The sequence below is a fragment of the Mesorhizobium sp. USDA 4132 genome (assembly GCF_056279545.1).
Window position 1 is genome coordinate 360,597 of the sequence record NZ_JBWCCP010000002.1, and the last position, 20,495, is coordinate 381,091.

A 20,495-nucleotide genomic window follows, 5' to 3' on the forward strand; every position below is an offset into this window, starting at 1 on the left:
TTGTTCATTTCCTGTAGTTGACGCGCCAGAGGTCCTGCCAGCTTTCGCGCCTGTCGAGATCGTCGTCTGACGTTGTGGATTCGAAAGTCATCAGCCGGCCGAGATATGCCGAGACCCCTGACGGCTCATCCGCAGACAGGCTGATCTTGGAATTGCCGGAGAGCTTTCCGTCCACTGTCTGTGGCGCGACGCCTTCCTCCGTCATCAGATAGCGGATGAACAGCTTGGCTGCGTTGGGGCTCTTCGTCTTTGCAGCAATCAGGCCGAAGCCCGGATAAAGAAAACCTGCAAACGGCTTGATATCGGTACACATACCGAGCTTGAGACCGCTCGTGATATTGTCACGGTATTTGGCCGTGGAGGTGATAACGAAGAAGGGGTTCGGCTGATTGGGCGCACCAGCGGCATTGGCAACCGTGGCGGAGTCCGACAGCAAAGGGCCGTTCTTGGCAAAGGCTTTTACCCAGGTAGCGGTTGCGCTTTCCTTGCCTGTATCGAGCTTCTTGCCGTAGCGGAGTTCATAGGCACGCGCCATGTCTCCGTCATGATGCTTTTCCATCTGGTTGAACCAGTCGGCATAGAGCGGCTTGTCGAACAGGTCGAGCATGGCAACCTTGCTCTTCCACTCCGGTTCGGTCAATTGCCAGACGTTGTCGATGGGGCATTTGGCATATCTCTGGGTGTTGTAGGTCCAGACATGCGGGTCAGAGACGACCACGAGCGGGTTGCGGTATTTTTCCGGGATGTCGGCGGCAATATCGGGCGGCGTCCAGCTTGTGGCGATGCCCTCCGGCAAGAGCTGCCCCATGGCCGAGGCGACATCGGTCGCGACGCTGATGTCGCCAACGACGTTCCCCGCCTGATGCTCGCGGATCATAAGTTCGATCTGCGTGGCCTCATTGACCTTCTTGCCGGTCGCCTTCACTCCATATTTCTCGGAAAATGCCTTCGCCGTCTCGACGATCTTTCCGGTTACGGCATAGACCGTGATGGGCTGTTCCTTGCGTGCCGCCTCAATGAGGGTATCGAGATTGAATCTATCGTCTTGCGCCGCCGCGATGCCGGCAGGCAGCAAGGCAGCCAATGCCCAACCCGCCACACCGGGAGTCCTATGCTTTCTCCACGTCTTCATTTGTCCCTCCCGTTACTTTCGATAGTTCAAGCGCCAGAAATCCTGCCATGCGTCCCGTTCATCCCAGTCGTTAAGGCTTGTCGCCATCTGGTAAGGAAGAACCTGGCTAAGCAGGGCACCGACCCCTGACGGTTCGCCCGCAGGCAGGGAGACGTCACGGTTGGTGGATATCTTACCGTCTTCTGCCTGGGGTGCGATGCCTTCGGCAGTCATGATGTAGTGGATGAACAGCCTTGCGGCATTAGGGCTCTTGGTGCCCTTGGCGATCAGGCCGATCCCTGGATACATCCATCCCAGCCACGGCTTCAGATCCTTGCAAAGACCGAGCTTCATGCCCTTGTCCTTGTTGTCACGAAACTTCGCCGAACTGATCATTCCCATGAAAGGCTGGGTCTGTCCCGGTGCGGCGACGGCATCGGCCGCGCCGGCGTCGGCGTCGGTGAGAAGCGGACTGTTGGCGGCGAGTGCTTTGACCCATGCAGCGGTGGCACTGCTTTCGTCCGGAGCCAGATCTTTGCCGTAAAGCTCCTTGTAGGCAGCGGCGATCTTATCGTCGCCGTGCTTCGACATCTGGTTAAACCAATCGATGTAGGATGACTTTCCCAGCGGATCCTGCATCGCCACTTTGCCCTTCCACTTGGGCTCGGTAAGCTGCCAAATGTTGGTCACGGGGCACTTGTCAAAAAGAGCGGTGTTGTAAGCCCAGACGTTGGCGCTCGTGACGACTGTCAGAGGGGCCTGATATTCCGCCGGGATTTTGGAAGCCATGTCCGGCGGCAGCCAGCTTTCCGCGAAACCCTGCGGCAGAAGTTGAGCCATGGCCGCTGGAGCGTCGCTTACGATCGAGACGTCGCCCTGAACGTTCTTCGCCTGGGCCTCACGGATCATCATTTCTAGCTGGGCCGCTGCCTTGACCTTCGCTCCCTCTGCGCGAAGCCCGTATTTGGCCGAAAAGGCTTTCGCCATGTCTACGATCTTGCCGGTGCTGTCGTAGACAGTGATCGGGGCCTCCTTTTTGGCCGCTTCGACCAGGGCCTGCAGATCAAAGGCGTCTGCTGCGATCGATCCTCCAGCCGTTCCAGTCAGAAATGCCGCCGAGAGAAGCATCGCCTGCGCCCTTCGGTAAAATGTGTTGTTCATGCGAGAAATCATCGACCTTTCCTCCCTTGAGTCGTCGTTTTCCTTGCAGTGATTCAGTTAATGGCTGCGTCTCTAAGGAGGCTGTCCGCTTCGGCGATCCTCCTGCCGGCCTTGTCAAAAACGTGCAGCGCGCCCGTTTCCGCATAGAAATGTGTTTTTGTGCCAAGCTCTACCCGAGGCAGTACCGACGTCGTCAGAAAGAGCGTGTTGTTGTCGCTTCTGAGCTCGAGGATCCAGCTTCCGCCTGTCGGCAGCACGCCCGTCACGATCATCTCGCCGCTGAAACTGCCGGACGGGATCTGCACCTTGTCGGCAGTATAGCCGATTGCCTCTGGGCGGAGACCGATCGCACCGATTCCCTTCAGCGACGGATGTCGCGCGGAGAGGAATACGGCCGCCTCCCGGGCGACGTCGGTCATGTCGGCGGTGTCCAGATCGAGGATGTTGATCGGGGGACTGCCGACAAATTCCGCAACGAAACGATTGGCCGGGCGATCGTAGATCTCGTTCGGAGTGCCCATCTGCTGAAGAGTGCCATTGTTCATGACGGCGATCGTGGTCGCGAGCGTCATTGCCTCCCATTGATCATGGGTGACGAAGACGATCGTCGTCTTGAATTCCTTGTGAATACGTTTGAGCTCCGCGCGCATTTCAAGGCGCAAGCGGGCATCAAGGTTGGAAAGCGGCTCGTCGAGCAAGAGAACACCGGGATTGACCGCGAGCATTCGGGCGAGAGCCACGCGCTGCTGCTGGCCCCCCGAAAGCTGGGACGGATAGCGGTCCCGATATTTGGCGATGTCGAGCGCCTGCATGACCTGTTCAACCCGCGCTTCGCGCTCGGCCTTCGGCAGCTTGCGCAGACGCAGGCCGAAATCCGTATTGCGTTCGATCGTCATGTGCGGCCAGAGTGCATAGCTCTGGAAGACGAGGCCCATTTCACGCTTTTCCGGCGGTACGAAGACACCCTCCTGAACTGAGTCCACAACCCTCTCGCCGATCCTGATTTCGCCACCGGATAGGTTCTCCAATCCGGCGATCATCCGCAGCGTCGTTGTCTTTCCGCAGCCCGATGGTCCCAGAAGGCACATGAACTCGCCATCGCCGATTTCGAGATCCAGATCGGAGACTGCATTGGCTGAATTGACGCCGTAATTTTTCTGTGCGCCGTTGAGATTGATAGTCGGCATCAGCTTCCGAGTCCTTCTGCGAGATTGGTTTTGGTGAGTTTTTGGGCCGCCAGCGTTCCGAGATAGGCGATCGTCGCGATCATGAGCACGACAGCATTGGCCGCCTGCGTGTAGTGGTAGTCGACGAGGCGCAGCGAATAGGTCGTCAAAACGTCGGTGCTTGGCACGGCGAGGATGACGAACAGGCTCAACCCCTTGATGCCGGAGATGAACGGCAGCAGAACGCCGGTGACGAGCGACCCCTTCTGGATCGGGATGACAATCAAAATCATGCGGCGGAGCCACCCTGCGCCAGCGATCTGCGCAGCCTCTTCAGGCTCCTTGCCAAGCTGAGTCATGGCGGAGATGCCCGCACGGGAGGCGTAAGGCATCTGGTCGGCGATCAGCGCCAGCACCAGGATGGTCACCGTGCCGTAGAGAGCCGGCATGGGACCGCGCGGGACGGCAAATAGCGACAGATAAGCAGCAGCAAATGCGATGCCGGGAACAAGATAGGGCAAAAAGGTGACCTGCCGCAGATATATCGACAACGCGCGGACCGGCGTGCGGATGACGACATATCCCACCAGCAGGCCGAGAATACCGGAGGTGAGCGATGCAAGACCGACGATCGTCAGGGTGTTCTTGGCGGCAGACCAGAGGTCCGGGCTCAGGAGCACGCCTGTCTGCAGCGCGACGGTATTGAGGTTGGTGCCAATCCAGTAGTCGAGTGTGAAATTGTCGAGCGTGAAGCGCGCCGGCATCTTCATGACCGTCGACAGAAACAGGGTCACGAGCGGCAAGCCGACACTCAGAACAAAAATAGCCGCCGCGAATACCGTCGCAGGAAGTCGCATCTTGCCAAGGCGGTTCTGCCGGTTCATCGACCCCTTGGAGCCGACTGTGACGAAGCGGCGCGCTTCCCGCACAAGCCGCGCATCGATTATCAACGTTATGATGCCGATGATCATGATCGATGCGGCGACGACGCCAGCGACACCCGTCTGACGGGAGGCAATGCTGCGGAACAGCGATGTGGAAAGGACTTCGAATTTTACCGGCAGGCCGAGTACGTAAGGCACACCGAATTCGCCGAGGCATTTTGCAAAAATCAGAACCATCGACGAGAGGAGTGCCGGGCGCATCAGCGGCAGGATGATCTTGAGAGCGACCTGATATCGCCGGGCGCCCAGAATTCGAGCGGAGTCCTCGAGCTGCGAATCGAAGCGACGAAGAGCCGAGCCAAATAGCAGAAGGACGAACGGCGTATAGTGGAGGGCCAGGATAATGGTGATCGGGAAGCGGCCATAAGCGACCCAATCCGGCGGCGTGAAGCCCGTGGCCTCGAACCATCCCGGCTGGCCGCCGACGGTACGGTTCTTGAAAAGGGTCGTCCAAGCAAGCGCAAACGTCCACGCAGGCAGCATGTAGGGAACGATCAGGGCGGTTGCGAACCAGCGTCGGCCAAACATATCCGTCCGGCTGATCAGCCAGGCGAGAATCCCGCCAATGACGAGAGACAGCAATATGGCGCCGACCGCCACCGTCAATGTATTGAACAACGGCCGCCAGAAGAGATCCACCGAAACAGGCGACATGAAGACGCGGTCGAGATAATAGCTCGTTAGATCACCGATATCCTTGCCGAGCCGCCGTTCATGCCCGAACTGTACGCGAACGGCGTCCAGTACGATCGAGACGATCGGTACGGCGATAAGGTAGGTGAATAGAAGTGCGGTCAGCACGCCGATCAGCGTTGTGGGTTCGCGTGATGCGACCTTCGCCCGGTAACGCCACCCCTGCCAGGCGGTAGGCTGGCGCGTGCCGCCACTGGCGGGCGACGCCTTCGCTGCTTCACTGAATAAGGCCATTCTCTTCCCCTTTGGAATTCGGAATGCGACGATCGGGTAGCGAGCGGCGACATTGCGTGCAGGGAAGTGGCGCGAGACTGTCGTCCGATATACCGGGCAGGACCGGCATCTGCAGGACAGAAGTCGCGTTGATCTATACCAATCCTCCCTGCTCGCATCCATCGTCGGCATCGCTGCCCACCTGGATATCGATCTTCGCAAACTCCCCAAGCGAAGGCCGACCATCGCGAACCTGCGCAGAACAAAAATTCTATTTAAGTCCCGCTCATGGAATGCATAATCTGCTCGCGTGGAATTTTTGTCAATAAAAAAATGCACACGTGATCATCGAGTTAAGCCACTGGTTTTTATTGATTTTTTTTTAATGTCTGACAAGATTTTTGTACGCCTCCGTCCTGACGCAGACAAATTTGCTGCGATGGGCTTTCGTATGCCGAGTGCCGATAAGCAGGCTTGTTGTGAGCGCTTGCAGACATCTTGATTTCCGGACACTTATGTAAGCGCCGCCACGCAGGTGGCGCAGGATGAACGAAACGGGAAGTTCGGCGACAGGAGGGTGTATGGCGCGAGCGTTCGTGACGGCTGAAGAAGTGGCAAGGCGGGCCGGGGTCTCCCGTTCCGCAGTCTCGCGGACGTTCACCGAAGGCGGAAGTGTTTCGCCCGCGGTCAAGCGCAAGGTCCTTAAGGCAGCTCGGGAACTCGGTTATCGGGTGAACCGGTTGGCGCAGGGCCTGAACAATGACCGGTCGAACTTGATCGGCGTCGTCGGTGCCAATCTATCTTCGCCCTTTATCGCGAAACAGCTGGATCTCCTGAGCATCGCGCTTTTGCGAAAGGGCATGCAATGTCTTCTTCTCAATGCAGCCGATGCCCGCAGGGACATTGCGCCGCTGATCGAGCTTCTGTTCGAATTTCGGGCCAGGGCAATTGTCGTTCTCTCCGGCGAGCCACCCTCAACCATCATTGATCAATGCACGGCAAACGGCGTCAGGCTCGTTCTTATCAACCAGATGCTCGAACGCACTGACACGAGCCTGGTGCTGACGGATGATTCTCGCGGCGCGGATCTCGCGGCGCAACGCCTGCTGCAGGCGAAATGTACGAAAGTCGCGCTGGTGACAAGCGGTAGCAACACGCCCGCTCAGGTCCGCCGCGCGACGGCATTCAGCCAGCGGATGAAAGCCTCAGGCGCCGAGGTCATCCCGTGGTCGGAAGGACCGACGAGCTATGACAGCGGTTACCGGGCCGGCTGCGCGCTTCTCGAAGATCGCTCGATTAATGGCGCATTCTGCGTAACTGATCTTCTGGCGCTCGGATTTATGGACGCGGCCCGCAAGGAAGCGGGACGCAAGGTGCCCGAGGACCTGTCAGTCATCGGTTTCGATGACATTCCACAGGCCGCATGGAAGAGCTATGAATTGACGACTGTGGCGCAATCGTTCTCGGTCCTTACCGAGAGCGTGGTTGCGGCGCTCGAATCCGACGATCAGGAAACACGTCTTCAGGTCGTGCCGGTCGCAATGGTTGAGCGCAAGACAGTGCGGTAATGCCTGGCGATTGGCACCATTCGGTCATGCTGCAGAGCGGATTCAGGTTAACACGTCGTCTCGAATTCCTGCTTCAGAGAAATCTCGAAAGACTTGGCACCGCGCTCGGCACGATCCAGAAAATCGGCAAATGCACCGAGGAAAATAGCCAGAAATGTTTCGACCGTTCCGTCGCTGCCTTGAGCGGGGTCACGACCATAGGATTGCGCCAGCTTACGGTAAACATCACGCCTTTGCGCCGTGACGTCGCCCAAGGCCAGCACGGCCGCCTGCCTCAGGCAATACCAATCGACGATCGCGTCGATTATGCCGATTGCTGCCAGACCGTCATCCGCAGGCGCTTTGCCATCAATGATCCGGCAAACCTCTAGCAGATTCAGGTCCGATACCGCGTCGACGACATCCTCCGGCCATTCCTTGGGAAAGTAACGGTGATGGATGAGGGCCTCCTTATGTGCCCGTAAGTAGGCGCCGTAGTTCTTCGTGTCGAAAGCCGCATCCTGTGATGTGCCCGATCGATTGCTTTCCTGCCGATATGCGGCGAAGATGTTTTGATCAAGCGTCAGGCCAGAGAGTTCCACGGTTTCGACTTCGATGCTGTCGGGGCTGAGCCGCGCAACCTTGAAAGCGGCCGGATAGGCGACTATCGAGGGAACGGCAATGTTGACGATCTCACGCTCGCCGCGGCTCCGGCGGGTAATGCCCTCGACATGCAGGTGTCCGCTGAAATGCACGACCAGTCCAGCGTCCAGAAGTCCGTCGGCTACGGCGGCGCGCGGTGTTCTGCGAGCCACGTTTGTTTCTCCGAAAAGCACCCGTTCCGCGGCGGTCGCACCATCGAACGGATCGAGCGCAGGATAATGTGAAAACGCAAGGAGCGTCTTGCCCAGGGCTTTTGCTCGCGAAGAGACGTCAGCGATCCAATCGATGATGAAAGGCTTGCAGCGCAGAAGCGCGTTCCACCCCGCTGCGGTACTATCGACGAAGGCCGCTTCTTCCCCTGCAACGTAGGATCCGTCACGCGGCTCGAAAACGTTTGCGTCTATCATCAAAAGCCAGAGTCCGTCCTCCGGCTCGACGAGATAGGAGGCATCCATGAGGTGATAATGGTTGCGGCCATCAGGCGAAACGGCATCATATCGCCGAGCCTCGATCGCATCGGACGCGCCGAAGGGCGTTTCCCAATGCAGATAATGCAGTTGGCGAAAGTAGCCGAACTCAGCCATCGCGTCCAGCCCAGCGGGATAACCTTCGCAAAACATGCCAGCGCTGAAAATGGTGCCAGGTGCCATATTTTGGCTATCACTGGTCACCTGCACGGCGTCGGCATTTTGCCCGACAAATTCCTTGGTGTGATGGCGGCCGGCGGGGCCGAAAATATCATGATTGCCGGGTAGGGCGTAGAAGTTCGTCCCGTTTTCGCGAACATGCCTGGTCAAGATCTTTCGAAGGCTTGCGAGCGTTTCACGCTGGCCATCGTCCGAATAGTCTCCGAGCAATACGACATGTCTTATCTCGCGCCGTTTCACCTCATCCAATGCGGCGAAGAGGGCCTGCGTACTTTCATTGAATACGCGCGTGGACTGGCGTGTGTCGACCCAGGTGCGAAGAGCCATCCGATCGCCTTCGATCGTGATGCCGGGAAAATCAAACCCGGCTTTGACATCATGAAAGTGCGCATCGGCGATGATGGCGATGGAAGGCAATTTAGGCATTGGAGATCGCATTGTCCGATGGAGCCGTCGTGATCAGGTCAATCCATTTCGATGCAAGACGAGCAGCCTCGTAAAGCATAGGCTTTGGCGTTTCGAACCACTCGTCGGGACGCAGTTGGCGATGCTCACGAATATGGGCAACCGCCGCGTCCAATGTCGGATAAAGGTGCGGCTGCTGTTTGTGAAGGAACAGTGCCACAAGCGAAACAGAGCGACTGCGACCGCTGCGGCAATTGACGAGAATATTGCCGCCGTCGGGAAACGGATAGGTGTGCCGCTTCGGCATGCTCTGGCGCAGGGCGCCGTCGAGAATATAATAGGCGCCCAGCATCATCGTGTCCGGGCTGCCCTGGCCATCAATCAGTCCGAGCTTGTAGTAGCGGATACCTGCGTAGCCGCTCCCGTAAATCTCGTCGGATGCGGGCTCGTCCGGTGCCGTGACAAGATTGATGTCGAGATTGACGGCGCAGTTGACGACGACCGTGATGCCATGGCGGTTCAGCAATTCGCGATTGCTGGCGCCTTCCCTGCCGCCGATGTAAAGATCGGCGCCGTGTGGCCCGAGACCACGGCCGATTAGGCTGATATCCGGGCGAGTATAGATTGGGGCATCCATATCGTTTCCTTTCCGCCGGCAGCTTCAAGCCTCCCGACGCTTTATTGTTATCCTCTGGCGCGATGCAGGTCAGTGGTGAGGAGATGCGGCGCGGCGAGCGGAATTCGGCTTGCCTGGCTTACGCCAACGGCAATAGCCCTGGTCGAGGCGAGTACCGGACCGCCCTCGGCGAGAGTGCCAATTTCCATGAACGGGCAAACGGCACCGCCGGCTTCTTCAACCAGCAAAAGCCCGGCAGCACAGTCCCAGGAGTTCATGTGCAACTCGACATAGGCATCGGAACGTCCATCGGCCACATAGGCGAGTGCCATAGCGCCGGATCCGGTTCGCCGGACGTTCGTGCCAAGTGCGAGAAGTTCGCCAATGGTCCGGATGTAGATTTCGTTCGGCACGCGGCCGGACCAACCCAATTCGACCGAAGCCGAATCGAAGCTTCTGGTGGCCGAAACGCTGATTTGCTTCTCATTCAGCGTCGCGCCGGCGCCACGGCAAGCGAAATAGAGCTCGTCTTGGGCCGGATTGTAGATCGCACCGATTTTCCAGTCGTAGTTCTCCACATAGGCAATCGAAATGCAAAAATGCGGAATGCCTCTGGCAAAATTGGCAGTACCGTCGATCGGGTCGACGACCCAAAGCCGATCGGTAACCTTCCCGCCTCCTTCTTCTCCGAGAAAGCCATCCACCGGAAAATGCTCGGAAATCGTGCTCCGGATCAGTGCTTCGGAGGCCGCATCTGTTTCGGTAAGAAAGTCCTGCGGACCCTTCATGGAAGTGGCGCGCCCGGTATTATCCTGAAAGCCCTTCAACACGAGCGCGCCGGCAGCCTTGATCACGTCCTTGCACAACAAGGCGCGACCCGACAGATCATTTGAATAGGAGGATTTGGCTGGCAATTGGGTTGTCCACTTGGTGCACACGTGTGCATTTACACGCAAGGTTAGAATTACCGTCACTCGTGAGCGGACGGAGGCCGGAAAATGATTTCATCGGCCTCGAGCGTTTTGCCGAGGCCGACATTGAGCGGACTATCCGCCGATTACGATGGTCTTGCTTTCCTTGACTGCGCGCAATGCCGCGTCGGCAAGCGCCAGTGCAATCAAGCCGTCCTCAGCCGAAGGCGAGGGCCCCGAGCCGCTTTCGAGGCTGTCGATGAAGGCGGAGATCTCCGCCGCATAAGCCTCGGTATAACGGGTCATGAAGAAATCATGCAGCGGCGGGCGGATATAGCCGTCCTTGTTGGCGACCTCAATCGAGACCGGCCGCTGGTTTTCGGCGGCCACGGACCCGAGCGATCCGTGCACCTCAATGCGCTGGTCATAACCGTAGCTCGCCCGGCGGGAGTTGGAGATGATGGCCTGCCTGCCGCTTTTCGTGGTCAGGATGAGGCTTGCGCTGTCATAATCGCCGAGCTCGCCGATTTTTGGGTCGACCAGGACGGCGCCGGACGCCATGACGCTGTGGATTTCCTCACCGAGCAGGAAACGCGCCATGTCGAAGTCGTGGATCGTCATGTCGCGGAAAATGCCACCTGAAACCTTGATATATTCGGCCGGCGGCGGGCCTGGATCGCGGCTGGTGATAGTCACCATTTCCACCTTGCCGATCCTGCCGTCGTCGATCGCCTTACGAACTGCAAGGAAATGTGGATCGAAGCGGCGGTTGAAGCCGAGCATCACCTTGGCGCCGGTCTTGCGCACCGTTTCCAGGCAGGCTTTGGCGCGGTCCACGTCGAGATCGATCGGCTTTTCGCAGAAAATCGCCTTGCCAGCCTTGGCGAAGCGCTCGATCAGGTCGGCATGAGTATTGGTCGGCGTGCAGATAATGACCGCGTCGATATCCTTGTCCGTCTCGACGGCTTCGATCGTGCTAACGGCGCAGCCGGCGCTATCGGCGATCGCCTTTGCCGCATCCGCCATGGCGTCGACGACCGCGACTAGGTTCGCACGCTTGTCTTGCGTGATGGCACGCGCATGCACTTTGCCGATACGGCCTGCGCCGACAAGCGCCAGTTTCGTGACCATGATGTCCTCCCATTGTAGCTCGACGGATCCCATCGCAAGCGTCCGGCCCGAGTCATTTCGGCCTTTTCCTTGGTCGCTGCGAAGATCATTATCGCTTGTCCAAAGCAGATTTGGAACATATATTCTATTTTGCTAGATCGTCATTGTGTTTATGTCAAGCGGGATCAAGGAGGAAAGCGTGGCGAATTTCTCACCACCGGCCAATGTAAAGGCTTTCGAGGAGCGGCTTCTCGAGGTTTCGGAAAACCTGCCGAAACGCTTACGCCAATGTGCCGACTACGTCGCGGCAAACAAGGATAGGATCGCCGTCTCAACCGTTGCCGAAATGGCCGAAGGTGCAGGGGTGCAGCCTTCAGCTTTCATGCGCTTTTGCCAAATTTTAGGGTTCTCCGGCTTTTCCGAAATGCAGCGGCTGTTTCGCGAAACCTATGTGGGTGGGTGGCCGGACTATTCCACCCGGCTACTGCATCTGAGGGAAAAACCAGAAGGAAGCCCGTCCGCTCTGCTGGGCGAATTTGTCGAGGCCGGCAGGGCATCGATTGAAAGTCTGCTGAGCACGGTGGACCCGGTCGCTCTCAACGAAGGCGCCAATCTGCTTGTGGCTGCGGGAATGATCCATATCATTGGTCTCGGACGTTCGTTCTCGGTGGCGACATACGTTGCCTATCTCTTTGAGAAAATGGAAGTTCCTGCGGTTCTGCATACTTCGCTAGGTAAACTGGACAATCGGCATGCGATTCGAGAAGGCGATGCGCTGTTGGCGTTCACCTTTGCGCCTTATTCGGCGCCGACACTTGAACTTGTCGAAGACGTGGCTGCACGCAAGATTCCAATTGTAGCCGTAACTGACTCTGCGATTGGCCCGCTTGCGAAATTTCGCCCAACGACGCTTCTGGTTTCCGAGATTGATTTTGGGGCTTTCCGATCGCCCGCCGCAACGCTCTGTCTGGCAACTGCGCTCGCCGTCATCGTCGGTACGGCAAAATCGCAGAGGGCTTGAATTTTTATGTTGTGCTCTCTTAAAATGGAATTTATGATCCATTTTAAGTCTCGATAAAATGCCGCGGAGGGTGGCGCTATCTTGAGAGGGAGGAAATCTTGGCGTCACTGGATCTCATCACGATCGGCCGCTCGTCCGTTGATCTCTACGGCGTGCAGGTTGGCGGGCGTCTGGAGGATATGGCCTCCTTCAACAAATATATCGGCGGCTCGCCGACGAACATCGCCGCGGGTGCGGCAAGGCTCGGGCTGAAATCGGCGCTGATCACCCGCGTCGGCGCCGAGCATATGGGCCGGTTCATCCGCGAGCAGCTCGTCCGCGAGAAGGTCGACGTGCGCGGCGTCAAGACCGATCCGGAGCGGCTGACGGCACTCGTTTTGCTCGGCATCCGCGACCAGCATCAGTTTCCGCTGATCTTTTATCGCGAGAACTGCGCCGATATGGCGCTTTGCGAGGACGATATCGATCCCGGCTTTATTGCAGAAGCGGGCTGCGTCTGCGTCACGGGCACCCATCTTTCCCATCCGAACACCGAGGCTGCCGTCTTGAAGGCGCTGCGGCTCGCCCGCGAGAATGGCGCCCGCACGGCCCTCGATATCGACTATCGTCCGAACCTGTGGGGCCTTGCGGGCCACGAGGCGGGCGAAAGCCGCTTTATCGAGTCCGGCAAGGTGACTGCCAAGCTGCAGTCCAGTCTGCATCTGTTCGACCTGCTGGTCGGGACGGAAGAGGAATTTCATATCGCCGGCGGTTCGACCGACACGCTCGAGGCGCTGAGAGCGGTTCGCGCCGTTTCCAAGGCGACTCTGGTCTGCAAGCGCGGCCCGATGGGCGCCGTCGTCTTTGAAGGCGAGATTCCCGACAGTCTCGACGAGGGCCAGACGGGGCAGGGTTTTCCCATCGAGGTCTTCAACGTGCTCGGCGCCGGCGACGGCTTCATGGCAGGCCTGCTGAAGGGCTGGCTCACCGGCGAGGACTGGCCGACCGCGCTGAAATACGCCAACGCCTGCGGCGCCTTCGCCGTCTCGCGCCACGGCTGCACGCCGGCCTATCCGAGCTGGGAAGAGCTGCAATATTTCTTCCGCACCGGCATCCGGGACAAGGCGCTGCGCAAGGACGGCGCGCTGGAGCAGGTGCACTGGTCGACCAACCGGACCGGCGAGTGGCCGCAATTGCGGGTCTTCGCCTTCGATCACCGCATGCAACTCGAAGCGATCGCCGATGAGGCGGGACAAAGTTCGGAGCGGATCGACGAGTTCAAGGCACTGTGCCTGAAGGCCGCGCTCGACGTCTCGGACGGCAGGCAGGGCTACGGCATTCTTTGCGACGGGCGGCTCGGACGCGAGACGCTTTACAAGGCGACGGGCACGGGATTGTGGATCGGCCGGCCGGTGGAATGGCCAGGCTCGCGCCCGCTGACCCTGGAGCCAGAGCTTGGTCCCGATCTCGGTGGCATCACAGAATGGCCGGTCGAGAATGTTGCCAAGGTTCTTTGCTTCTACCATCCCGATGACCCGGCAGAGATGCGGGAGAAACAGGAAGAGGTGATCCAGCGCCTGTTTGCCGCCACCCGCCGCAACCGGCTGGAAATGCTGCTGGAGGTGATCCCCTCCAAGGTCGGACCGGTCAACGATCGAACCGTTGCCGATATCATCGAGCGTTTCTACGAGATCGGCGTTTACCCCGACTGGTGGAAGCTCGAACCGATGACGAGCGAGGCCGCCTGGGCGAATGCTTGCGCCGCGATCGAGAAGCACGATCCCTATGTGCGCGGTATCGTCGTGCTCGGGCTCGATGCGCCGATGGCGGAGCTGGAGGAAAGTTTTGCCACCGCGGCAGGCTTCGACCTTGTGAAGGGTTTTGCCGTTGGCCGGACGATTTTCGGCGATGCGGCGCGGCGGTGGTTTGCCGGCGCGATCGGTGATGACGAGGCGGTGGCCGACATGGTGCGAAAATACCGCGAACTCTGCACGGCCTGGGACACGGCACGCGCAAGAGCCGGCAGCGGAGGAGGAAACGGCCAATGACAACAGTGAGACTGACCGCCGCGCAGGCGATGGTGCGCTATCTCGCAAACCAGATGACGGAGGAGGGGGTGCCCTTCATCGCCGGTGTCTGGGCGATCTTCGGGCACGGCAATGTCGCCGGCATGGGCGAGGCGTTGGCGGGCATCCGGCCGGACCTGCCCACCTATCGCGGCCAGAACGAGCAGTCGATGGCCCATGCGGCGATCGCCTATTCTAAACAGCTTCGCCGCAGCCGAGCGATGGCGGTGACCTCTTCGATCGGACCGGGCGCGCTCAACATGGTCACGGCGGCAGCACTTGCGCATGTGAACCGCCTGCCGGTGCTCTTCATCCCAGGCGATGTCTTCGCCAATCGCGGGCCCGATCCCGTCCTGCAGCAGATCGAGAATTTCGGCGACGGCCTTGCAAGCGTCAACGACTGCTTCCGGCCGGTCAGCCGTTATTTCGACCGCATCAGTCGGCCGGAACACCTTCTGACCGCGCTGCCGCGCGCCATGCGAACCCTGACGGATACTGCCGATTGCGGCCCAGTGACATTGGCTTTCTGCCAGGACACCCAGGCCGAGGCCTATGATTATCCGGAAAGTTTCTTCGAGTCGAAGACCTGGCATTGGCGCCGGCCGCGGCCGGATGAGAACGAGCTTGAGCGTGCCATCGAGGCGATCCGGGGCGCAAAAAATCCAGTCATCGTCGCCGGCGGCGGCGTGCATTTTTCCGGCGCGACCGGGACGCTCGCGGCATTTGCGAGCCGGCACAATATCCCGGTCGTTGAGACGCAGGCGGGTAAGTCAGCGCTGCCCTGGGACCATGTTTCGAATTTCGGCCCGGTCGGCGTGACGGGTGCTTCGAGCGCCAATGCCGTTTGCGAAAATGCCGATCTGGTGATTGGCGTCGGCACCCGGTTCCAGGATTTCACCACCGGCTCCTGGGCGCTCTTCAAGAATCCGACGCGCCGTATCCTGTCGCTCAATGTCCAGCCCTATGACAGCGCCAAGCACGAAGCGATCCCGCTCGTCTCGGACGCGAAGGTCGGGCTGGAGCTGGTGAGTGCGGCGCTCGGCGATCATCGTTTCCGAGGAGTGGATGCCGGCCTCAAGGAGGACTGGTTCGCCAAGGCGGATGCCATCACCGCTGCCCCCGAGGATGGCAATCTGCTGCCGACCGACATGCAGGTGATCGGCGCAGTCCAGCGCGCCTCGCGCGACAATACGGTCGTCATGTGCGCCGCCGGCACCATGCCGGGCGAGCTTCATCAGCTCTGGAAGGCAGGCAAGCCGCTCTCCTACCATATGGAATACGGCTTCTCCTGCATGGGCTACGAGATCGCCGGCGGGCTCGGCATCAAGATGGCGGAGCCGGATCGCGACGTGATCGTCATGATCGGCGACGGCTCCTACATGATGATGAACTCCGAGCTTGCGACGGCCGTTGCGATGGGCGTCAAGATCACCGTCGTGATCACCGACAACCGCGGTTACGGCTGCATCAACCGGCTGCAGATGGCGACCGGCGGTGAGCAGTTCAACAATCTCTACGCGCACACCAACCAGGCGAATCCGATGCAGATCGATTTCGCCGCCCATGCTGCCGCAATGGGCGCCGATGCCCGCAAGGTCTCCTCGATCGCCGATCTGGAAGCGGCATTGAACGGTGCGCGGGAAGCGAAGGTCGCAACCGTTATTGTCATCGACACCGATCCTTATCCGACGCCTGAAGGCGGGGGATACTGGTGGGACGTCGCGGTGCCGGAGGTCTCGACCCGCGCTGAAGTCACGCAAGCTCGCGCCGCCTACGAAGCCGCACTTAAGGAAAGACGCTGACATGATCCTCTACGGTACCAATCCCATCGCCTGGTCGAACGACGACGACCGTTCGCTTGGCGCCCATATCAGCCTCGACCAGTGCCTGGACGAGACCGCCAAGATCGGTTTTGACGGCATCGAGAAGGGCCACAAGTTTCCGCAGGAGCCGGCGGCGCTCAAGGCCGTGCTGGAGCCGCGCGGGCTGCGCTATGTTTCCGGCTGGCATTCGCTGAACCTGCTCGTCAACTCCGTCGAGGACGAGAAACGAGCGATGCAGCCGGCGCTCGATCTCCTCAAGGCGATGGGTTCGAAAGTCATCATCGTCTGCGAGACGTCGAATGCCATCCATGGCGATGACGGCAAGGCCGTCAACGACCGTCCGAAACTCCCCGACAGCGAGTGGAAATCCTTCGGCGCCGGCGTCGAGGCGCTGGCGGAGTTTGCGGCAGGGCAGGGCATCAGCCTCGTCTATCACCACCACATGGGCACGATCGTCGAAAGCGAAGACGAGATCGACAGGTTGATGGCCCATACCGGCCCGCATGCGAAACTTCTGCTCGATACGGGCCATTGCCTGTTCGGTGGCGGCAATCCCGAGCGCGCCGCAAGCAATCACATGGCCCGCGTCGGGCATATCCACGCCAAGAACGTGCGGCCCGACATCGCCGCGCAGGTGCGGAGCGAAGGTCTCTCTTTCCTTGAAGGCGTGCGCCGTGGCGTCTTCACCGTCCCGGGCGACAAGGACGGCGGCGTGAGTTTTCCCCCGGTGCTGAAGGTCGCCGCCGACCATGGTTATGAAGGCTGGCTGGTGATCGAGGCCGAGCAGGACCCGGACGTGCGCAATCCCTTCGAATACCAGAGCATGGGTCTTTCCTCGCTGAAGGCGATGGCGCAGGCAGCCGGCATCGACAAGGGGAGGGGCGACGCATGACGAACCTGCTGCGCAAGCCGAAGGGCGTATCCGGCAAGGTGCATGACGTCACGCCGAAGGATGCCGGCTGGGGTTATGTCGGCTTTGGCCTCTACCGCCTCAAGCCGGGCGAAAGTGCTGCCGAAACGACCGGCGAGACGGAAGTCATCCTCGTGCTGGTCGAGGGCAGGGCGGATATCTCCGGAGGCGGCAAGGCTTTCGGCGAGCTCGGCGACCGGATGAATGTCTTCGAGCGCAAGCCACCGCACTGCGTCTATGTGCCCGCTGGTTCCGACTGGAGCGCCAAGGCGACCACCGAATGCACGCTCGCGGTCTGCACCGCGCCGGCCAAGCCCGGACGCGAAGCGGCAGTGATCGGGCCGGAAGGGCTTTCCCTTAATACCCGCGGCAGGGATGCCAATACCCGCTACATCTTCCCGATCGCCATGGAAGAGCGGGACGTCGCCGACAGCCTTCTGGTCACCGAGGTGTTCACCCCGGCCGGCAACTGGTCCTCCTATCCGCCCCACCGGCACGACGAGGATAATTTCCCCGACATGACCTATCTGGAAGAGACCTATTACCACCGGTTGAACCCGGCGCAGGGGTTCGGCTTCCAGCGGGTCTTCACCGAAGACGGCTCGCTTGACGAGACCATGGCCGTTTCGGACCACGATCTCGTGCTGGTGCCGAAGGGCCATCATCCCTGCGGCGCGCCTTATGGCTACGAGATGTATTATCTGAACGTCATGGCCGGCCCGATCCGCAAATGGCGGTTCAAGAACCACCCGGACCATGACTGGATCTTCAGAAGGGACAATCCTTAAGCCGGTTGCCTAAATCAGTTCTCTGGGATGCTCGGCGATGTCGCCGATCTCGGCCATATAGGTGTCGAGCTTGTCGAGCATCTCGCGGAAAATTCCCGCATAGGCCGGATCGTCCGCAACGTTTCTCAATTCGTGCGGATCTTCCACGCAATCGAATAATTCCCATTCCGGGGGGGCGCCATTCGGTCTGGCGCCTGGCTGTCCCAGATCGTCATTGTACCAGTAGATGAGCTTGTAGCGGGCGTCGCGCACCCCGTAATGCGCCCAGGCGCCGTGGATGGCATCGTTGTGCATCCAATAGCGATGGTACACCAATTGCTGCCAGTCACTCGGGGTCCGCCCCTCCAGCACAGGTCGCATCGACCGCCCTTGCATGAAGGAAGGCGTCCGCACCCCGGCATAGTCCAGGAAGGTGGGCGCAAAGTCGACGTTGCAGGCGAGATCACGACTGGTCGTGCCACCCGGAATCGCCGCCGGATAACGCGCCAAAAACGGCATCTGCAGACTTTCCTCATACATGAAACGCTTGTCGAACCAGCCGTGCTCACCAAGGAAGAAGCCCTGGTCGGATGTGTAGATCACCAGCGTGTTCTCGGTCAGGCCTTTTTCGTCGAGGTAGTCGAGGAGGCGGCCGACATTGTCGTCGATCGATTGAACCGTCCGGAGGTAGCGCTTCATGTAGCGCTGATATTTGAATTCTGCGAAAGCCTGTGGATCGGTGAAGGTGTAATTCCGGCCGGTCGAAGCGCATACCACAGTGATGCTTTCGCCACTTTTAAGTTCCGGCACGCGGCGAATCGGGATCTGATCCAGCATCAGTTCTCCCGTGACGGTGGCAGGCCCCTCCGGCTGCACGAGCCCGAGATCCTCCCAGTTGAGATCGGAACGAACGCGCATGCGGGCGGCGGCGGCCGCTGCCGCACGGCCGGAATAATCGTCGTTGAACGTCGACGGCAGCGGAAGATCCTCTTCCGCCCAGAGATGATTGTGTTTGTGGTCGGGCACGAAATTACGATGGGGCGCCTTGTGGTGGCACATCAGAAAGAAGGGCCGGTCGTCGCCTTGTTCGATGAAATCGATCGATTTGTCGGTAATGATATCGGTGACATAGCCCGGAATTCGGCGCCGGCCATCACGATCGATGAAGGCCGGATCCCAATAATCACCCTGCCCTGGAACGACAGCCCAGTCATCGAACCCCTTCGGCTCGTGGAGAGGCCCTTCGCCGAGATGCCATTTGCCGAAGATGCCGGTGCGGTATCCTGCCGCTTTCAAAAGCTTGGCCACGTTGGGGATACGATTGTTCATGTGCGTCACGAGCGTCGTGACGCCATTGACGTGGTTATGCGTGCCGGTCAGGATCGCGGCCCTCGACGGCGTGCAGATCGAGTTCGTGACATAGGTCGCGTCATGTCTCACACCCTCCTTCGCCAGCCGATCGATATTGGGGGTGTGGTTGAGACCTGCGCCATAGGCCGAGATTGCCCGCGCGGCATGGTCATCCGACATGACGAAAAGGATATTCGGTCGCAAGTCTTCCTCCCTCGCACGCGGCAGGAATACGTATGATCGCAACCATCGAACCCGTCCGCCTTGGTCAAGGATACAGCGTCAGGTCATGCGCAAATAATGCAATTTCAGAAGCAAGCGATGCGAAAAACTGATCACTGCTGACCGCTTCGCCCGGTCTCCGGTGACTTCTCGAGATGAAACCGCTCCTTGCAGAGTGCGATCAGCTGGCGCACCGGAGCCCAGTCACCGAGTTCTTCGCGATAGATCACCCCCGTCCGCGTATGCCTGTAATTGAGGTTGACCGGCACCGGGACGATGCGTGGGCAGGAGGTCGCAAGAACGGCCGCGTCGGGCAGCAGGCAGAGGCAATCGCTCCGCTGAAGGATGGACAATGTCGAATGCAGGCTCTCGCAGCTCAACCGGATATCGGGCTCCCGCCCCAGCCGCTCGAAAAGGCCGTGCTGCGTAGTGGCCTGATAGATCGGAAGCTCGGAATGAACGAGCCAGGGATAATCGAGCAGGCGCTCCGGCGGAACCGCTCCTGCCGCATCACGGGCGGCGAAGATCGGATGATCCTCGCGCGCCATGACATTGTTGATCACCTTCGTCAGCGGAAGCGCAACGAGGCGGAAGTCTTGCGGATCATCGACCGTCATTCCCGTGAACAGCATATCGAGGCGCCCCTCCAGGAGATCGGTGATCGAGGTCGCATAACGGCTGTTCCTGAGCTCGAAGACGATCTTGGGGAACCGTCGCTGCATGTCGACGAGCAGCTCCGGCAGGATTGCGGGGCGCCACATCGGTCCGGCGCCGATCCGCAGATAGGCCTTGCCTATTGCCCTGTCGGACATGAGTTCCTGCTCGGCCACTTCCCAGTGACGCATCATCCGCAGCGATTCCGACAAGACCCTCTCGCCGAACAGCGTCGGACGGACACCACGTGCATGCCGCTCCAGAAGCGGCCGCCCGAAATGGGCCTCCAATTGGGCGAGAGATCGAGACAAGGCGGGCTGCGTGAGGTTCAGCCGTTCGGCGGCACGACGGAGACTGCCTTCCTCCACGATCGCCTGGAGACGGAAGAGGTGGGTGATCTGATCCAGCATGGCAGTGATAAGCTTCGTTTATCGGTCACGCCGTTAATTGCATTTTTCCTGCATTGCCTCAACTGCTATGGCATTCGGAATGCCAGGAATGCGTATTTGGCAGGAT

At 59.7% G+C, this 20,495-nt stretch carries 16 protein-coding genes; 6 read left to right on the plus strand and 10 right to left on the minus strand.

Going from position 1 to position 20,495, the window contains the following annotated elements:
- Positions 1 to 4 precede the first annotated feature (4 nt).
- From ACZ9IU_RS24495 to ACZ9IU_RS24510, 4 genes are all read right to left on the minus strand, one after another.
- Positions 5 to 1,132 carry an ABC transporter substrate-binding protein gene (locus ACZ9IU_RS24495; protein WP_080719384.1) on the minus strand — a complete coding sequence of 376 codons (1,128 nt, stop codon included), beginning with the start codon at positions 1,130 to 1,132 and terminating at the stop codon, positions 5 to 7.
- Between the two features lie 12 nt (positions 1,133 to 1,144).
- Positions 1,145 to 2,239, minus strand: a complete 1,095-nt coding sequence (locus ACZ9IU_RS24500) for an ABC transporter substrate-binding protein (protein ID WP_040125905.1) — start codon at positions 2,237 to 2,239, stop codon at positions 1,145 to 1,147.
- An 86-nt stretch (positions 2,240 to 2,325) separates the two neighbouring features.
- Positions 2,326 to 3,459, minus strand: coding sequence for an ABC transporter ATP-binding protein (locus ACZ9IU_RS24505; RefSeq protein WP_040125496.1), 1,134 nt, complete (start codon positions 3,457 to 3,459; stop codon positions 2,326 to 2,328).
- Complete coding sequence (locus ACZ9IU_RS24510) at positions 3,459 to 5,309, minus strand: ABC transporter permease (protein ID WP_040125495.1); 1,851 nt, start codon at positions 5,307 to 5,309, stop codon at positions 3,459 to 3,461. Before ACZ9IU_RS24510 ends, ACZ9IU_RS24505 begins: the two co-directional genes overlap by 1 nt.
- Before the next feature lie 560 nt (positions 5,310 to 5,869).
- On the opposite strand from ACZ9IU_RS24510, the gene ACZ9IU_RS24515 reads away from it, so the two are divergent.
- Positions 5,870 to 6,856 (plus strand): LacI family DNA-binding transcriptional regulator, encoded by a 987-nt coding sequence (locus ACZ9IU_RS24515; protein ID WP_040125494.1) that lies wholly within the window; start codon positions 5,870 to 5,872, stop codon positions 6,854 to 6,856.
- Positions 6,857 to 6,903: 47 nt separating this feature from the next.
- On the opposite strand, the gene ACZ9IU_RS24520 is transcribed toward ACZ9IU_RS24515, so the two are convergent.
- From ACZ9IU_RS24520 to iolG, 4 genes are all read right to left on the minus strand, one after another.
- Positions 6,904 to 8,571, minus strand: coding sequence for a metallophosphoesterase family protein (locus ACZ9IU_RS24520; RefSeq protein WP_040125493.1), 1,668 nt, complete (start codon positions 8,569 to 8,571; stop codon positions 6,904 to 6,906).
- Complete coding sequence (locus ACZ9IU_RS24525) at positions 8,564 to 9,187, minus strand: dual specificity protein phosphatase family protein (protein WP_051900625.1); 624 nt, start codon at positions 9,185 to 9,187, stop codon at positions 8,564 to 8,566. The genes ACZ9IU_RS24520 and ACZ9IU_RS24525 overlap by 8 nt, the downstream gene beginning before the upstream one ends.
- Positions 9,188 to 9,234: 47 nt before the next feature.
- Positions 9,235 to 10,080: an inositol monophosphatase family protein gene (locus ACZ9IU_RS24530; RefSeq protein ID WP_040125492.1), complete on the minus strand. Its 846-nt coding sequence runs from the start codon at positions 10,078 to 10,080 to the stop codon at positions 9,235 to 9,237.
- Positions 10,081 to 10,212: 132 nt separating this feature from the next.
- Complete coding sequence (iolG, locus tag ACZ9IU_RS24535; protein WP_040125491.1) at positions 10,213 to 11,208, minus strand: inositol 2-dehydrogenase; 996 nt, start codon at positions 11,206 to 11,208, stop codon at positions 10,213 to 10,215.
- 151 nt (positions 11,209 to 11,359) lie between these two features.
- On the opposite strand from iolG, the gene ACZ9IU_RS24540 reads away from it, so the two are divergent.
- The 5 genes from ACZ9IU_RS24540 (at position 11,360) to iolB (ending at position 17,774) form a co-directional block, all read left to right on the plus strand.
- Complete coding sequence (locus ACZ9IU_RS24540; protein WP_051900623.1) at positions 11,360 to 12,208, plus strand: MurR/RpiR family transcriptional regulator; 849 nt, start codon at positions 11,360 to 11,362, stop codon at positions 12,206 to 12,208.
- Positions 12,209 to 12,306: 98 nt separating this feature from the next.
- Complete coding sequence (locus ACZ9IU_RS24545) at positions 12,307 to 14,235, plus strand: bifunctional 5-dehydro-2-deoxygluconokinase/5-dehydro-2-deoxyphosphogluconate aldolase (protein WP_040125490.1); 1,929 nt, start codon at positions 12,307 to 12,309, stop codon at positions 14,233 to 14,235.
- Complete coding sequence (iolD, locus tag ACZ9IU_RS24550; protein WP_040125489.1) at positions 14,232 to 16,055, plus strand: 3D-(3,5/4)-trihydroxycyclohexane-1,2-dione acylhydrolase (decyclizing); 1,824 nt, start codon at positions 14,232 to 14,234, stop codon at positions 16,053 to 16,055. The genes ACZ9IU_RS24545 and iolD overlap by 4 nt, the downstream gene beginning before the upstream one ends.
- Position 16,056: 1 nt before the next feature.
- Complete coding sequence (gene iolE, locus ACZ9IU_RS24555; RefSeq protein ID WP_040125488.1) at positions 16,057 to 16,968, plus strand: myo-inosose-2 dehydratase; 912 nt, start codon at positions 16,057 to 16,059, stop codon at positions 16,966 to 16,968.
- On the plus strand, positions 16,965 to 17,774 hold the full coding sequence (gene iolB, locus ACZ9IU_RS24560) for a 5-deoxy-glucuronate isomerase (protein WP_040125487.1): 810 nt from the start codon (positions 16,965 to 16,967) through the stop codon (positions 17,772 to 17,774). Before iolE ends, iolB begins: the two co-directional genes overlap by 4 nt.
- 9 nt (positions 17,775 to 17,783) lie before the next feature.
- Here iolB and ACZ9IU_RS24565 read toward each other — a convergent pair whose 3' ends face one another.
- Positions 17,784 to 19,307: a sulfatase family protein gene (locus tag ACZ9IU_RS24565; protein ID WP_080719383.1), complete on the minus strand. Its 1,524-nt coding sequence runs from the start codon at positions 19,305 to 19,307 to the stop codon at positions 17,784 to 17,786.
- 131 nt (positions 19,308 to 19,438) lie between these two features.
- The gene (locus ACZ9IU_RS24570; protein ID WP_040125486.1) at positions 19,439 to 20,389 is read right to left on the minus strand and encodes a LysR family transcriptional regulator; all 951 of its coding nucleotides are present in this window, start codon (positions 20,387 to 20,389) and stop codon (positions 19,439 to 19,441) included.
- Between the last annotated feature and the right edge of the window lie 106 nt (positions 20,390 to 20,495).

What these genes read in the sequence shown, in the direction of transcription:
- ACZ9IU_RS24505 (WP_040125496.1), bottom strand. Translation starts at nt 3,459, where the DNA reads ATGCCGACTATCAATCTCAACGGCGCACAGAAAAATTACGGCGTCAAT.
- iolE (WP_040125488.1), top strand. Translation starts at nt 16,057, where the DNA reads ATGATCCTCTACGGTACCAATCCCATCGCCTGGTCGAACGACGACGAC.
- ACZ9IU_RS24570 (WP_040125486.1), bottom strand. Translation starts at nt 20,389, where the DNA reads ATGCTGGATCAGATCACCCACCTCTTCCGTCTCCAGGCGATCGTGGAG.
- iolB (WP_040125487.1), top strand. Translation starts at nt 16,965, where the DNA reads ATGACGAACCTGCTGCGCAAGCCGAAGGGCGTATCCGGCAAGGTGCAT.
- ACZ9IU_RS24520 (WP_040125493.1), bottom strand. Translation starts at nt 8,571, where the DNA reads ATGCCTAAATTGCCTTCCATCGCCATCATCGCCGATGCGCACTTTCAT.
- ACZ9IU_RS24495 (WP_080719384.1), bottom strand. Translation starts at nt 1,132, where the DNA reads ATGAAGACGTGGAGAAAGCATAGGACTCCCGGTGTGGCGGGTTGGGCA.
- ACZ9IU_RS24540 (WP_051900623.1), top strand. Translation starts at nt 11,360, where the DNA reads ATGTCAAGCGGGATCAAGGAGGAAAGCGTGGCGAATTTCTCACCACCG.
- iolG (WP_040125491.1), bottom strand. Translation starts at nt 11,208, where the DNA reads ATGGTCACGAAACTGGCGCTTGTCGGCGCAGGCCGTATCGGCAAAGTG.
- iolD (WP_040125489.1), top strand. Translation starts at nt 14,232, where the DNA reads ATGACAACAGTGAGACTGACCGCCGCGCAGGCGATGGTGCGCTATCTC.
- ACZ9IU_RS24500 (WP_040125905.1), bottom strand. Translation starts at nt 2,239, where the DNA reads ATGCTTCTCTCGGCGGCATTTCTGACTGGAACGGCTGGAGGATCGATC.
- ACZ9IU_RS24525 (WP_051900625.1), bottom strand. Translation starts at nt 9,187, where the DNA reads ATGGATGCCCCAATCTATACTCGCCCGGATATCAGCCTAATCGGCCGT.
- ACZ9IU_RS24515 (WP_040125494.1), top strand. Translation starts at nt 5,870, where the DNA reads ATGGCGCGAGCGTTCGTGACGGCTGAAGAAGTGGCAAGGCGGGCCGGG.
- ACZ9IU_RS24510 (WP_040125495.1), bottom strand. Translation starts at nt 5,309, where the DNA reads ATGGCCTTATTCAGTGAAGCAGCGAAGGCGTCGCCCGCCAGTGGCGGC.